Annotated in this window: 11 protein-coding genes and 2 pseudogenes; 7 read left to right on the forward strand and 6 right to left on the reverse strand. The window is 33.4% G+C overall.

The features are described from left to right. The first annotated feature begins 33 nt into the window (after positions 1 to 33). The 3 genes from bioB to AC0L5U_RS12835 all read left to right on the forward strand — a co-directional run bounded on the left by bioB (position 34) and on the right by AC0L5U_RS12835 (position 2,745). Positions 34 to 1,128 carry a biotin synthase BioB gene (bioB, locus tag AC0L5U_RS12825; protein ID WP_473416804.1) on the forward strand — a complete coding sequence of 365 codons (1,095 nt, stop codon included), beginning with the start codon at positions 34 to 36 and terminating at the stop codon, positions 1,126 to 1,128. A 178-nt stretch (positions 1,129 to 1,306) separates the two neighbouring features. Then, complete coding sequence (locus AC0L5U_RS12830) at positions 1,307 to 2,167, forward strand: cupin-like domain-containing protein (protein WP_473416805.1); 861 nt, start codon at positions 1,307 to 1,309, stop codon at positions 2,165 to 2,167. A gap of 62 nt (positions 2,168 to 2,229) precedes the next feature. Then, positions 2,230 to 2,745, forward strand: a complete 516-nt coding sequence (locus AC0L5U_RS12835) for a DUF6646 family protein (protein WP_473416806.1) — start codon at positions 2,230 to 2,232, stop codon at positions 2,743 to 2,745. A gap of 66 nt (positions 2,746 to 2,811) precedes the next feature. On the opposite strand, the pseudogene AC0L5U_RS12840 reads toward AC0L5U_RS12835, so the two are convergent. Then, a pseudogene (locus AC0L5U_RS12840) lies at positions 2,812 to 3,284 on the reverse strand (regulatory protein RecX). Positions 3,285 to 3,361: 77 nt separating this feature from the next. Between AC0L5U_RS12840 and AC0L5U_RS12845 the strand changes: the two are divergent. From AC0L5U_RS12845 to AC0L5U_RS12860, 4 genes are all read left to right on the forward strand, one after another. Continuing rightward, positions 3,362 to 3,985, forward strand: a complete 624-nt coding sequence (locus tag AC0L5U_RS12845; RefSeq protein WP_473416807.1) for a hypothetical protein — start codon at positions 3,362 to 3,364, stop codon at positions 3,983 to 3,985. 165 nt (positions 3,986 to 4,150) lie between these two features. Beyond that, positions 4,151 to 5,632: a hypothetical protein gene (locus AC0L5U_RS12850; RefSeq protein WP_473416808.1), complete on the forward strand. Its 1,482-nt coding sequence runs from the start codon at positions 4,151 to 4,153 to the stop codon at positions 5,630 to 5,632. Further along, complete coding sequence (locus tag AC0L5U_RS12855; protein WP_473416809.1) at positions 5,602 to 6,399, forward strand: T9SS type A sorting domain-containing protein; 798 nt, start codon at positions 5,602 to 5,604, stop codon at positions 6,397 to 6,399. Before AC0L5U_RS12850 ends, AC0L5U_RS12855 begins: the two co-directional genes overlap by 31 nt. Before the next feature lie 166 nt (positions 6,400 to 6,565). After that, positions 6,566 to 9,544, forward strand: a complete 2,979-nt coding sequence (locus AC0L5U_RS12860) for a T9SS type A sorting domain-containing protein (protein ID WP_473416810.1) — start codon at positions 6,566 to 6,568, stop codon at positions 9,542 to 9,544. Between the two features lie 147 nt (positions 9,545 to 9,691). Here the strand turns inward: AC0L5U_RS12860 and AC0L5U_RS12865 are convergent, their stop codons facing one another. The 5 genes and pseudogenes from AC0L5U_RS12865 to porZ (AC0L5U_RS12885) all read right to left on the reverse strand — a co-directional run bounded on the left by AC0L5U_RS12865 (position 9,692) and on the right by porZ (AC0L5U_RS12885) (position 15,022). Beyond that, the gene (locus AC0L5U_RS12865; RefSeq protein WP_473418288.1) at positions 9,692 to 11,005 is read right to left on the reverse strand and encodes a TonB-dependent receptor plug domain-containing protein; all 1,314 of its coding nucleotides are present in this window, start codon (positions 11,003 to 11,005) and stop codon (positions 9,692 to 9,694) included. Then, positions 10,951 to 11,838, reverse strand: a complete 888-nt coding sequence (locus tag AC0L5U_RS12870) for a TonB-dependent receptor plug domain-containing protein (protein WP_473416811.1) — start codon at positions 11,836 to 11,838, stop codon at positions 10,951 to 10,953. The genes AC0L5U_RS12865 and AC0L5U_RS12870 overlap by 55 nt, the downstream gene beginning before the upstream one ends. Before the next feature lie 119 nt (positions 11,839 to 11,957). Continuing rightward, positions 11,958 to 12,676: pseudogene (gene recO, locus AC0L5U_RS12875) on the reverse strand (DNA repair protein RecO). After that, positions 12,676 to 14,073, reverse strand: coding sequence for a type IX secretion system anionic LPS delivery protein PorZ (gene porZ, locus AC0L5U_RS12880; protein ID WP_473416812.1), 1,398 nt, complete (start codon positions 14,071 to 14,073; stop codon positions 12,676 to 12,678). Before porZ (AC0L5U_RS12880) ends, recO begins: the two are co-directional and overlap by 1 nt. Beyond that, entirely contained in the window at positions 14,006 to 15,022 is a 1,017-nt protein-coding gene (gene porZ, locus AC0L5U_RS12885; RefSeq protein WP_473416813.1) for a type IX secretion system anionic LPS delivery protein PorZ, read from the reverse strand. The genes porZ (AC0L5U_RS12880) and porZ (AC0L5U_RS12885) overlap by 68 nt, the downstream gene beginning before the upstream one ends. Positions 15,023 to 15,161 lie beyond the last annotated feature (139 nt).

The following is a 15,161-nucleotide window of genomic DNA, read 5'->3' on the forward strand; positions in this document are numbered from 1 at the left end:
GATTTTATACAGACTAAACCAACTAGCAGATTTATGAGCGAGATTAAACACAACTGGACCAAACAAGAAATTCTAGATATTTACAACAAACCTTTAATGGAGTTACTTTACGAGGCTGCAACTATACACCGTGTAAACCACGACCCCAATACGGTACAAGTAAGTACGCTATTATCTATTAAAACTGGTGGATGTTCTGAAGATTGTGGTTATTGTCCACAAGCAGCTCGTTATCATACGGATATTGAAGGCAATGATTTAATGAGTGTACAGCAGGTAAAAGCCCAAGCTTTACGTGCAAAATCTACTGGAAGTTCTCGTGTTTGTATGGGTGCTGCATGGCGAAATGTAAAAGATGGCGAAGAGTTTGATCAGGTTTTAGAAATGGTTCGTACCATTAATAAACTAGATATGGAAGTGTGTTGTACTTTAGGTATGATTACCGAAAACCAAGCACAACGTTTAGCCGAAGCTGGTTTATATGCATACAATCATAATTTAGATTCTTCTGAAGAGTATTATAAAGAAGTGATTTCTACCCGTGGTTTTGAAGACCGTTTGGAAACTATTGATAACGTACGTAAAACCAATGTTACTGTGTGTAGTGGTGGTATTATTGGTATGGGTGAAGAAATTGAAGATAGAGCAGGTATGTTAGTGGCATTATCAACTTTAAACCCTCAACCTGAATCTACTCCTATTAATGCATTAGTTGCTGTTGATGGCACACCTTTAGAAGACCAAAAACCAGTTTCTATTTGGGATATGGTAAGAATGGTTGCTACAACACGTATAGTTTTACCTGAAACTCAAGTACGATTAAGTGCTGGTAGAACGCAAATGTCTCGCGAAGGACAAGCCATGTGCTTTTTTGCTGGTGCTAACTCTATTTTTGCGGGTGATAAATTATTAACTACTCCAAATCCTGATGTTAATGAGGATATGGAAATGTTTAAACTACTTGGGCTAAATCCTCAGAAACCATTTACTAAAAAAGTACAACCGCAAACAGTTGAAGCAGCAGACTCTAAATTAGAAGCTCTAGGTGAAAAACCTAAATGGACACGCCCTGAGTATACTATTGCGCGTAATGAGGTTGCTAAACAAAAGGCTAAGGCTATTAAATAGTTTGCAGGTTTTTCTTCTGCGTTAGGGATAGAGGCATTGTTGAAGCTCTTTTTGTGTTGTTGCACCTATGCAACACAAAAAAGCGACTGCCGAAAGCCTGACCCTTGGGTAACGCCCAAAATACTATTTTACATTTGGCAACGTTTTCTTAACTTTGTACTACTAAACTAAACAGACTTTGCAGTTGAATCTACAGGACATTCCGCGTGTTAAAACGATTACCAAAGCGGATTTCTTAAAATATTATTTTAGACCTCAAAGGCCAGTAGTTATTGAGCGATTTATTGAGGACTGGCCCGCATATAGCAAATGGAATTTAGATTATATGAAATCCATTGGCGGAGCTATTACTGTGCCGCTTTACGATGACAGACCTGTAGACTATAAGGATGGGTTTAATGAACCACATGCTAAAATGAAGTTGGCCGACTACATTGATTTATTGAAGCGCGAACCTACCAAATATCGTATTTTTTTATGGAATGCACTTAAGGAAATTCCACAATTGCAAAAAGATTTTACGTTTCCAGATTTTGGTTTACGATTGATGAAAGGCATGCCCATGTTGTTTTTTGGAGGTAGAGATTCACATACATTTATGCATCATGATATTGATTTGGCAAATATTTTCCATTTTCATTTTGAAGGTAAAAAACAATGTATTTTGTTTGACCAATCGCAGAATGATTACTTGTATAAAATACCTCATTCTTTGATTACCCGAGAGGATATCGATTTTAATAATCCTGATTTTAATAAATGGCCTATGCTTAAAAAAGCGAAAGGTTATAAAACGGAACTTAATCATGGTGAAGTGCTCTACATGCCCGAAGGTTATTGGCATTACATGCGGTATATTACTCCTGGTTTTTCGATGAGTTTACGTGCTATTGCTAGAAATCCTAAAAATTTTAGTAAAGCTGTTTATAATGTATTTGTAATGCGTAACTACGATAATTTAATGCGACGTATTATGGGACAAAAATGGATTGATTGGAAAAATGAACAGGCTATTTCTAGAACACATAAGCATTTGTAAATAAAAGTTTGATTTAATTAAACTTATAATATCTTTGCGCTTTCAAATTAAAAACTCAAATCATGCAAAAATTAATTTTATTATTAGCAATACTAAGTGTTTCTTTTATGGATGCACAGGCTTTTATTGGTAAAAACGATAACAAATTTCAAGTTGGTGCTAACTTTCAAGATAATGGTACTGGTATTAATATTAGTTACGATTATGGAATTGGTGAGAATATATCAATTGGTTTATCTACAACTTATTTATTGGGTGTTGACGATGCTTTAAAGAACAATATGGTTGATGCATTAAATGCAAAATTTGATAACCGTTTTGATGTTAGAGCTCGTTTTAACGCTAATTTAGGTAACGTAATTAATATTGATGATAATTTTGATATATACCCTGGTTTAAGTCTTGGACTTAAAAACTTTGGCGGACATTTAGGAGCACGTTACTTTTTTAGCGATGGTTTTGGTATTTATACTGAATTGAATACACCTTTTGCAAAATACAAAACAGGTACTTTAACTGCTGCTGAAATGCTTCACAATCAGTTTACTATTAATTTTGGTGCTAGCTTTAATTTATAGAAGGCAAAATTTTAAAATAAATTAAAAAGCGGATTAAAAAATGTACTTAATCTGCTTTTTATGGTTTTACCCGAAAAGCTCATTTGCCTTTTCGTACACAAGATGTGATTCCCAGCCTCTATAGAGCAGATAATCGATTAATTTTTTCTTTTTTTGTATTTATTGGTTTCCGTAATAGAATTCGCCTTTTTTTCGGCTAAACCATTAAAAACCTCGATATACTCCGTATCTTCTATTTCTGCAAGTGCCTGATTTATATTAACTTTGCCTATGTCTTTTTTCTTTAATTCAAAAGTTAATCGACAACGGCCCCAGCGTTTGATTTTAAGTTTACCGCTTACAAACGTTTTGGCAAAACGTGCTTCATTAAGAAAGTTATGTTCAAGTAGATGTACTATAATTACATCTACAGCTTCAGGAATCATTTTCATATCCCTAAGCTTTTGTCTAACTTCTTTATGGCAACGTTCTTGGTACGCACAAAAATGCTCAAGTTTTTTAGTAGCTTCTTGTACTGTATATGTCTTTTTTGTTTGCATAGGCGCATCAAAAATAACAATTGAAATTGATAAAAAATTAAATTTTATAGATCCAAATCTAAATTTAAAAACTTAACATGATGAAAAAGATTACCTCTACACTAATTTTGCTTTTGGCTTTTAGTTTTAGCTATGGTCAAATTATATATTTTGATTTTGATGGATTAACAGGCACAACTATTACAGACACATCTGACTTCAATGATGATGCGTTGATTGTCTCTACTATTTCTAGAGGTATTGGTCTTGTAGCTGAACCTGAAACTAATGGTTTTGATGCATCTGATTGGAATGCAATTGATATTCCTGGTGCAGTTACAAATAATGATTACTTTGAGTTCACTATAACACCAAATGTTGGATTTGAATTTAGTGTTACAACCATAAGCATGAGTATTGGTAGGTCTGCTAATGGTCTAAGTGAAATAGCTTTAAGGAGTTCTATTGATGGCTACATAGCAAATATTGACGGTATAAAACCAGTTGTTGATTTAGCTGGTACACCAGAAGTATTTACTTTTAATGTATCTCAACCAAATAATACAGCTGCAGTTACCTATAGACTGTATGGATATGCTGAAACAGCTGGAGGAACCAGCAGACTCAAAGGGTCAAATAATGATTTAATTATATCCGGTTCAGTTGCTGCCAATACACCTCTTACATGTGTTATCTCAGACGATTTTACTGGCCCATCCTAGGTGGACTATGGTCAGATGTTGGAAGCAATTCAAGCATAATTTCTGACCAATTATCAATAGCAACTGGAGGGGTGACTGGTATTGATTATATATATCAAAATACAAGTACGGCATATAATACAGCACTTAACACTCTAGGTAATTCTATTTCTTTGGGAATTTAACATGGCTCAAACTAGAGTAAACCCTTCAGGATTTAATTCTGGTAATTATGGAGTTGCTTTTGTTTTGGGAGGAACTGATAGTGATTTAACACAAGGAGAGGGCTATGCCGTTGTTCTAGGACAAACAGGTATTACTGATAATGTAAGGTTAGTCGAATACTCTGGAGGCTTAGATTTAAACAGTAATTTAACAGATGTAATTACAGGAGTTACCGATTATGGAAACGAAAACCTGAGTATAAGAGTTACTTACGACCCTTCAACAGATACATGGGAACTATACGTTAGAAATGATGGACTATATTTTAGCAACCCAATTTCTTTAGACGCTTCAAACTCTATTTCAACTGCCGTAAACACTACCTATACGAGCTCTTTATTAAATTACATAGCAGTTGTCTATAATCATGCAACTAATGCTACTGATACAGCCAGTTTCGATAATTTATGTATTTCAACTAGTTTTGCTTGTAGTTCTCCAACAGTTACCTGGAGTTCGGGAGCTTGGACTCCCTCGGCGCCATCAAAAAACACACCAGTTATTATTGATGATGATTATACTACTAATGCTATAAATGGTAGTTTTTCTGCATGTAGCATAACTGTAAATCCGTTGAGAACCTTAACAATTGCTGATGGATATTATGTAGAAGTTCAAAATGATTTAGTTGTTGATGGAGTAGTTCATGTAGAACCATATGGCTCTTTTATTCAAAATAATAATTTAGGAATAAACACCAACAATGGAACAATTACGGTTGATAAGCTTACTGCTCCATTAAATAATTGGTATGAATACACTTATTGGAGTTCACCGGTTTCTAATGCTACTGTTGGTGCTGCATTATCAGATTCTGATGTAAATAGACGTTTTATATTTAATGCTAGTCAGTTTAATGATGAATTTGCTGAAGTTGGTAATAACAATGCTGCCGTTGCTGGGCAAGATGATATTGATGATGATGGTAATGATTGGCAACAAGTTAATGGGGCTACAGTAATGCAACCCGGTGTAGGTTATGCTGCAACACATTCTGAAATTGCTTACGTAATACCCGGTGGAAATTACAGATACACTTTCGAAGGAGGTGTTTTTAATAACGGAATTGTAAATGTCCCAGTAAGTAGGAATGATGTAACTACAGCAGATTTTAATTGGAATTTAATAGGAAACCCATACCCTTCTGCTATTGATATTAGCACTTTCATGGCTAAAAACATTTACCCAGCAGGGCCTTTGGAAGGTGCCATATATTTTTGGTCTCAAAATACTGATTATGCAGGAACAGCTAATGGTAATCAAGCATTAAATTTTGACACTACTGATTATGCTACGCACAACGGAACCGGTGGTACAATGGGTGGTGATGGACTAACACCAAATGGATTTATTCCTTCAGGTCAAGCTTTTTTGTTTCTTTTTCAGATAATCATCCATCAAATTCAGGTACTGTGGTTTTTGACAATGCTATGCGAAATCTAAGTTTGACTCCAGATAACAGCCAATTCTTTAAAAATTCAAATTCAAAAAACAATTCGACATCTTCGGCCAATAAATTATGGGTTAACTTAACATCAGATAATGGAGTTTTTAATCAAATTTTAGTTGGGTATGTTAATGGTGCTTCAAATAACTATGATGGTGCTTTTTACGATGCTCATAAAATAGTTGCACCAACTGCTTATGCAGCTTTATATTCAACTATTGAAAATTCGAATAAAAAATTTGCTATTCAAGGTAAAGCAGTAAGTAGTCTAAATGAAGATGAAATTATTAACCTTGGTTTAAGCACTAATATTGAAGTAGCTACAATTTATAAGTTATCTGTTGCTCAGTTTGAAGGGGACTTCTTTGATAACAATTCAGTTTATCTTATAGACAGATTGCAAAATAAAATACACAACTTATCTGATAGTGATTATTCATTTACCTCGGAGGTTGGCGAATTTAATGAGCGTTTTGAAATCGTATTTAACGAGAATGCTTTATTATCAACAGACGATTTCTCTGCAAACTCAAGTGATTTAAGTATTATTGAATTAGAAAATGATATGGTTAAATTTAGTACAACAAATTCAACTCTAAAATCTATTGCTATTTTTGATTTACTGGGTAGAGATCTTTATAATTTTAAAAGTAGTTCTAACTCTGAAACTTTCACGCTGCCGAGACTAAAAGCTTCTATCTACATAGCTAAGGTTGAATTATCAAATGGAAGCAGTATTTCTAAAAAATTCCTTAAAAAGTAATCTTTTGCTTTCAAAAAAACACCCTTAATCGGATAATCAAACCGTTTAGCCTAAGATCTTGATGAAGATATTTTTAGTTCAAGAATTATAGCTTAGTTTTGACTGTGTATGCCTAACAATTAATATTGTCTAGAACATAACCCATTTTAGTTTAGAGCTTAACCAGATGAAAAAAATTACGTGTGTATTAGTATTATTTCTTGCTTGCAATTTTAATTTTGGACAAACTGTTTTGGCCGCTGGTGATATTGCTATTACTGGTGTTAATGCTGATAATCCTGATGAATTCGCTTTCGTTTTATTAACCGATGTTGTAACTAGCACTACTATAAATTTTACTGACAATGGATGGAGAGCTGCGCCTGACCTAGATTTTAGACCAGGAGAAGGCACCTTAACTTGGACAGCCACTACTGATTTATCTTGTGGCACCGAAATAATTATTACTGATAATAGCCCTTTTTCTGCAACTGTGGGCAGTATTACTGATGATTCTAGTTTTGCATTAGCTGCAGGAGGAGACCAGATTTTGGCTTATCAAGGATTAGCTACTGCTCCTACTTTTTTGTATGCAATGCAATTTGCTGGTGGAGGAGGAAGTGGATGGGTAGCTACAGCAATTGATCCTCAAACTAGTGCTGTTCCTGCTGGCCTAACAGATGGCACAAATGCTTTTAGTCGTAATGCTGATAATGTAATTTATGATTGTTCACAAGCTAATGGCCCTGCTTTTATTTTGGCGGCAGTAACAACTGGAGGAAATTGGACTGGTAGCAACGCGGTTAGACAAACTATGCCAAATTGTGGTTTTGGCTGTGAAGTTGCAATGCTAACTTTTAATTTTGATACTGGCGGTGCCAACATTACTCTAGGGGTTGCACCTAACGCTGTTCCTGAACCATCTAATTATAATGATCCTGGTTTAACAGCATCAACAATAATAAGAGGACCAGGCTTAGTGCCTGACCCAGAAGCAAACGGTTACTCCTCTACAGGGTTTCTAGTTGAAGATACAATGATTTCATCTGCTGCAAATATTGATGCTGCAGTAGCTGCAGATGATTATTACGAATTTACTGTAACGCCTCAAGAATGTTATTTATTTGATGTAAGCTCAATACAATTTAAATTAGGCAGAAATCCATCTGGATCCAAAGAGTTAGCGCTTAGAAGTTCAATTGATGGCTATACAGCCAACTTAGGAGGTATAATTCCTGGTCCAACGGTAAATAATTCATCTGAATATTTTATTTTTACATTTTCTCAATTAGCTAATTCTACAACAGTAACTTATAGGATATACAGCTATGATATTGGTGGCCCTAACCCAGGACAAACTCGTTTTAAAAGTACAGGAGGCACATTGCCTAACTCAATAGAAGTTCATGGTAGAGCATATGATAGAACATCTACTTGGAATGGTTCAACTTGGGATGTAGCACCTACCATTAGTAGAAAAGTAATATTAAATGACGACTATGATACGAGTACTAACGGTAACTTTAGTGCGTGTAGTTTGGTTATCGACAACGGTGCTGTTTTAAATATAGCGGACAACACTTACGTTGAAGTTGAAAATGATGTTGATGTAGATGATGGAGAAATTAATGTTCAAAATCATGGCGCATTTGTTCAGAATAATGATAGTGCATCTTTTACGCTAGGTGTGAGTGGTAATTCTACCGTTAGAAAAGAAACAAGTATATTAACCAACTGGTACGACTATACGTATTGGTCATCTCCAGTTACAAGTACAACAGCGGGCACAGTATTATCTACTTCAGATATGCGCTTTTGGTTTAATGCTAACAATTATTTAGATGCTTTTCAAGAAACTAGCAATAATAATACGCTTGTCCCTGGTTCTGATGATATTGATGATGATGGTGATGATTGGCAAATACTAGCAGCAGGTACCACTTTAACCCCAGGAGTTGGGTACGCTGCTACTCATACTAGCACAGGTTTTTCTTCTGGAACAGCTTATAATTATAATTTTGAAGGTTCGTTTAACAATGGTGTAATTACTTCTACAATTTACTATAACCCTGCTAATGTTGGAGATCATTGGAATTTAATTGGAAACCCATATCCATGTGCTATAGATTTTAATGAATTTCATACACTTAATTCTGGATTAGTTAACGGTGCAGCTTATTTGTGGTCTCACAACACAGATGCAACAAATACCGCAAATGGTAATCAAGGTTATAATTTTGCACAAACCGATTATGCCATTATTTCTGCTGGAAGCGGTAATACCGCTGGTGGAGATGGTATAATTCCAAACGACTTTATTCCTTCAGGACAAGGTTTTTTCATCGCTGGAATAGCAAATGGTAATGTTACTTTTAATAACTCTATGCGAGAAGATAACGGTACTAGCAATAGCCAGTTTTTCAAAAACTCTAAAACAAAAAGTAAATCTAATACACCTCAATCTAACAAGCTTTGGGTAAACTTAACTTCTGATAATGGGATATTTAATCAAATACTCGTTGCTTATGTAAATGGAGCTACTAATGGTTTTGATGGAATGGCTTATGACGCACCCAGAAACTTATCAAGTGGTGTAGTATCAATAATTTATACTAAAATTAATGGTATAAATGATAAAAAATATGCAATCCAAGGTAAAAACCCCGATAGTATCACTAAAGATGAAATAATTCCTATTGGCTTTTACTCTTCCATAACAACTCCAACTATTTACACATTATCCATTGAAAAGTTACAAGGAGACTTTTTAACAAATAATATTGTTTATTTAAACGATAGTTTGTTAAACATAAGCCACAATTTATCAGAAAGCGATTATGCGTTTACCTCAGAAATTGGCGAATTTAACAATCGTTTTGAAATTGTATTTAATGAGAGTGCATTGTTATCAACTGATGGTTTTGCTTCGAATCAAAGTTATTTGAGTATTATTGAGTTGGAAGATGATAACGTGAAATTCAACACAAAAACCTCAACACTAAAATCTATTACCATTTTTGATTTATTAGGTAGAGAATTATACAATTTAAAGGGAAGTTCTAATTCTGAAACCTACACCTTTTCTAATCTTAAATCTTCGGTCTATATAGCTAAAGTAAGGTTAGCCAATGGTGTTGTAACTATTAAGAAATGGGCTAAAAAATAGTTTACAAACTATATTTTAAACTAATAATAAGGTTTCTTCCTGGAGCGGTTATTCCCGAAGAATAAGGTCTGTAACGTTGATCTGTTATGTTCTCTAAAGCAGCAGTAATCGAAGTAAAATCACTTATTTTATACTGTGCTCTAAGATTTAAAGTGTGCCACGAAGGTGCATATGGATTTCCATTTTCATCAGCAGCATATATAAAATCCTTTTCCTGTTCTGAAGGCGCCAATTGGTTAAAGATAATTCGCCATTGTAATCTGCAAAAACATCTAGCGTAAATTTCTTATTTGCCCAGACCAAATGTGCATTTCCAAAATTTGGAGCGACATGCCTTATAGGTACTTCTATATTATCATTTTCTTCTGTACCTCCTATAACGCTATATTGAGACGTAAATTTTAAATATTTGGCAAGAGCTATTTTTATACCAACTTCAAAACCATAAATCCAAGCTTTAGACGCATTTTGTATGGCTTGAACATTACTTAATTCACCATCGTATAGAATTTCGCTATTACCATCAAATACAAAATTTCTTCTCACCAAAGCATTATCCAAATATGTGTAATACGTGCTTAAATCTAATACAAACTTTTGATTAAAATCTAATTTTAAACCTAACTCACCACCATAAGCATATTCCGGCCTTAAATTTTCATTAGGTACTACAACTGACCCTGGCTCAGAATCAAAAACTTTACCAATATCATCAATATTTGGAGCTCTAAATGCTGATGCCGTATTAAGTTTCCATTGCATTATCTGGTTTGTAGTCCACGTTATACCTGCAGTTCCAGTTAGCGCACCTGCTTTATTCATTGCACTTTGAAATGGTAAATTTAAATATTGGTTGTTTTCAGTAAAATCGGCTTTTGAAACTACATGGTTAAAGCGTAATCCAGATTGAAAAACAAACTTAGCGTTAGGCTTGTACTTTAAACTAGAATAGACTGCTGCCGAAAACCAACTAGCTCCATTTGGGTATCTTGAAATAGTATTAGAGATTGTTCCTGAATTTATACTTTCAATTTGCCCTTGTGACTTTACTTTATTAAACACATATTCTGCGCCATAGAAGAATCGAGTTTTTTCACTTAGGCGTTTTTCAAAATCTAAATTAAATGAGTAAGCATCTAATGTTTCTTCTCTAATATTTCTGTTGTTAGACTCAAAATCTCTATCAATTCTGCTTTCTTGAAAATTTTGATATGCAACTGTAGCTTTTATTTTATCATATAAGTTTGAACGACTACTCAGTTTGGTAACCTGAAGATTGGACATAAACCATTTTTGAGGGCCATAACTCCATTCTGCGGAGCGCAAATCACCATCTTTATATCGTATAAGCCTATCATACCTGGGGATATCAGAAGATTTTGAATAATGAATTCCTAAATCAAAATCTAAATCTTTATAAGGCTTATATTTAATTTTTGCGTTAAATTTAACTGATTGTATCCCGAATACTTTTGAACCTTTGGGTTTGGATTAGAAATAACTACATCTATTCCTTCATTAGAACTCACAAACTCTGGTCTTAAATAATCATTTGGACCATTTGAGCCCATTCTTAAATCATTAAAATCTGTGTAACTAGCACTAGTTAAAAAAGCCCATTTTTTACGCCCCAAATTCACATCGAAATGTGCTGTTTTTTCATCACTTGCCGAAGCATACCTTGTTAGTATATTGGCTTTAACTAAAAGCGTATCAGCATACGATAATTTGGGTTTTTTAGTATAAAAACTCATAACACCACCAATTGCATCACTACCATATATTACAGAACCAGAGCCTAAAGTAACCTCAGTACTCTGAACTGAAAGTGGATCTACAGCTATAACATTATGCAAATTACCGCCTCTGAAAATAGCGTTATTCATTCTTACTCCATCAACAGTTATTAGCAATCTGTTGGTAGAAAATCCTCTAATCATTGGGCTTCCTCCTCCTAGTTGGCTTTTTTGTACATAAACCAAACCTGTATTCTGCAACAAGTCTGCACTTGTTTGCGGATTAATCAGTTCAATTATTTGAGCGTTACTGTTTAATATTTTCTGAGGAATATCACGCTTATTTTGTTCAAACTTAGAAGCAGAAATAACAATTTCATTTAAACCTTGAGTATTAGACTCTAGATAAACAATGTTGGCCTTTGAAATATCAGATTTCAATATTATCTTAGTAAGATGTGATAAATGTTGAAAATAAAGCGTGTCATTTGAAGCAAATTTGTCTAATACTGCTAAACCCTTAAAATTGGTGATAACACTTTTATTTTTTTGAATCAAAAATTGCAACACCATAAATGGGTTCTTCGGTAATGGTATTTAATACTTTTATTTCTTGAGCTTTCACTCCTATTGAAAGGAGTAAAAACAATAAAAATAGATAGCTAAATTTCATTATTTTAATTAAAAACCTGATTAAAAACTTGTAGTGATTTGGGTGTTCTAAAACTGCCCAAATGTAGTTCAAAATAAAGCAAAATCATACTTAAAAACGACTGTCTTTGACGTGCATTTATTTTTATAGTATTTAAGGCATCAAATGTTGTGCCTAAAAGGTTTTTTAAAAGTATTAAATTTTCTCCTGAAACGGAATATTTTCCTTGGTTTTTCATTTCAAAACAACCATCCTCTAAATTAAAGAAATCAAAGTCAACTTGCTCATTATCTGGATAAAACCCCAAATATTTAGTGAGTTTTATTAAAAAAGAAGATGAAAATTGGGACATTCTTCTTGGGAATCAAACCATTGTAATGTTGTTTCTAAATAACTATACAATGCTTCGTTTTTTTCTTCTTCTTGAAGTGTAATTACCAATATTTCAGACAAGAACATAGCAACAGAACTTTTTAGAATATGAGAATGCAGGGTACTGTAAAGTCCGTATGGCTTCACTTCTTTTAAAGCGTATAAAGAACGATTTTGAGTGTAATTAAATACTATTTGAAGCTGCGATAGCAATTGAAAATAAACTGCTTTTGTATGTGATTTTTTTGATTTTAAAACGCCTTTTAGCAAAAAGCCAATAATGCCATGTTCTTGAGTATAGCATTTAACAATTAAATCGTTGTCTCTATATTTTAAACTTGAAAGAACGATTGCATTTGTTGAACTAAGCATTACCTTACCACCATTAGTTTAATTACTTTGGTTTCAAAGCTGTCTAAATCTGAAAGCATTATTAAGTACACTCCAGATGCCACTACATTATTTGCAAAATTCTTTCCATTCCAATAGGCTATACCCCCATCTATTTCTAAATTAAAACCTTGATACCTTAAATTGGTTCTAGATTGAGCTTCGGCCACTAAATTACCTTCAATATCAGTAATTTTAATATTCACATTTTCTGGAATATCTTTAATTTTCACTTTCTCTTCAACAATATCAAACTTTGGTCTTACTGGATTTGGGTATGCATGCGAATCAGCAAAATCACCTTTGGTTGTTGAACTTCCAGAAGCAAAAGACACTAACCCTTTACTGGTTGCTATGAATACCTCTCCATTGATTTCATCTATAGAAACATCAGTCACCACATTAGACGGTAATGGTGAATTCTCTTTAGTAAAATGAAAAATAGTTCTTTGCCCATCTTGAGATAAATAGAAAAGACCAGAATCAAAAGTTGCAATCCATTTATTATTTGATCCATCTACCTCAATATCAGAAATAAACTGCTGAAACAACAATTCTTTTGCAATACCATTCTCTTCAATTATAATTTCATCAGCCACAATATCATCGTTAAAGAAGTTGGATGTATTGAAAACTACCCTTAACCCTTTTATTGTACCAATCCATAACTGGTTTCTTTTATCTATTGCTATTGATCTTACTGTTTTATCTGGTAAATTCGCATCTTCTTCACTAATATTTTTTAAGAGTTGGTTTCCGTTATTAGGGTTAAAACCAATAACCCCTTTTGACCATGATGCTATATAGAACGTACCATCTGGTGCTAATACCATATCATTGAATCCTATATTATTGGTTAATCCATTTGCTATTATTTCGGTAAAGTCGTAATTAGTCCATTTCCCATTCGAGGGATTATATGATTTTAACGGACGTTGCACTCTACTTGTTATAGTCCAGAGTAATCCATTCTCGTCAAAAACAGAAGCCCCTGTCCTAATATCAATATAATTGGGACTTGTTGGCAATATTAAAGATTCTAGATCGCTATTTGAAGTATTATATAAAATAGTAGGCACATCATCATTAACCTCTAATAAACCGCTAAAAAATGAGCTTATAAAAACTTGACTAGTGTTAAATGGATTAACAGATATATTATTTAAACATTTTGCTTCAAAAATATCACTGTAAGGCGTATTAATCCAGCCATTTTCTCTTAAAACACTAAAACCCTGACTGTTTAAAGGGTAAGGGTTTAAGTTAGCTTGGTACTCTCCATAAGTTACCCACAAATTGTTGAATTTTGCTTCAATAGAAAATGGAATATTTAACAATGGTCCATCTGGACGAATTTCTTCGAAACTTGTAGTGTCCAACAAAGAACGTTTTTAAAACACCAAAGTCTTCGGTTGCAATATAAATAAAATCTTCATCGAAAGCAGATGCTTTAAAAGTGGTTGTTAGTTCATCAGAAACATCAATCTGTGCTACTAAGGTAAAATCACTTGAATAAACAAAAACATTTTTTCTGGTGGTAACTAATAAATTATTACTTGAAGCAAGCATTTTAAGAGGCACATCGTTATAACGAAAACGCTCTATTAATACATCATTATTTATCTCATAAATTCTACCATCAGTTCTTGATGTATATAATTTACCCTCAACTGTTTCAATAGCTGAATAACTACTTCCTACAATTGTTTCCCAATTTTTATAATCAATTAAGTTACTATTACTAATTGAAGCTTTTCTTATTCCTGCACCTTCAGTACATCCTGCATAAATAAACCCATCAAAAATTGTTGTTTGTTTTACCTTTATTTGACTTCCTAAGTCGCCAATAAAATAGGTGTCTCCAAATTCTAGTCTTTCTAAATCAAAAACAGAAACACCAAAATTTGTTGAGATGTAAACTACGTTTTCGTAGGCATTAAAATGATTTATCGTCTTATCATTAGGCGGAATAGTTGGTTTCTCTAGAATATCCACTACTGTTAATATATCATCTTCATCATCTAAAACAACTTCAATTAATCCATTTTCATAACCAATTAATAATAAACGATAATCATCACTATAGTAAATGGTGGATATTGCATCTCCGGATAGTCCGTTTACAGTTGTTATAGTCTCAATTTCTTTAGTTTGAATATCATAACTAAAAACAGCATTCTCTGCGGAAGCATAAATTTTAGTCTCGCTACTTACAACATCTTTTATATTGTAATATGAAAAATACCCGTTCCATAACGCCGAAAAGTCTTGAGCAAACTGTAATAAAGGCAAAATATAGATGAGTAGAATGGTGATTTTTTTTAACATAGCAAGTTTTTCTGCGTTCAAAGATATTTATTAGTAACGAATTATAGTATAAAATAATATACATATACTCATTTTACTATAAAAACAAAAGCTTCCTATAAACAAGGAAGCTTTTATTTTCTTATTTTTTTGATGGTTT

It is taken from the genome of Jejuia sp. G7-7 (assembly GCF_055808955.1).

Bases quoted from the DNA above. Each gene is read 5' to 3' on its own strand.
- bioB (WP_473416804.1), top strand. From the start codon at position 34: ATGAGCGAGATTAAACACAACTGGACCAAACAAGAAATTCTAGATATT.
- AC0L5U_RS12835 (WP_473416806.1), top strand. From the start codon at position 2,230: ATGCAAAAATTAATTTTATTATTAGCAATACTAAGTGTTTCTTTTATG.
- AC0L5U_RS12845 (WP_473416807.1), top strand. From the start codon at position 3,362: ATGATGAAAAAGATTACCTCTACACTAATTTTGCTTTTGGCTTTTAGT.
- AC0L5U_RS12850 (WP_473416808.1), top strand. From the start codon at position 4,151: ATGGCTCAAACTAGAGTAAACCCTTCAGGATTTAATTCTGGTAATTAT.
- AC0L5U_RS12860 (WP_473416810.1), top strand. From the start codon at position 6,566: ATGAAAAAAATTACGTGTGTATTAGTATTATTTCTTGCTTGCAATTTT.
- porZ (WP_473416813.1), bottom strand. From the start codon at position 15,022: ATGTTAAAAAAAATCACCATTCTACTCATCTATATTTTGCCTTTATTA.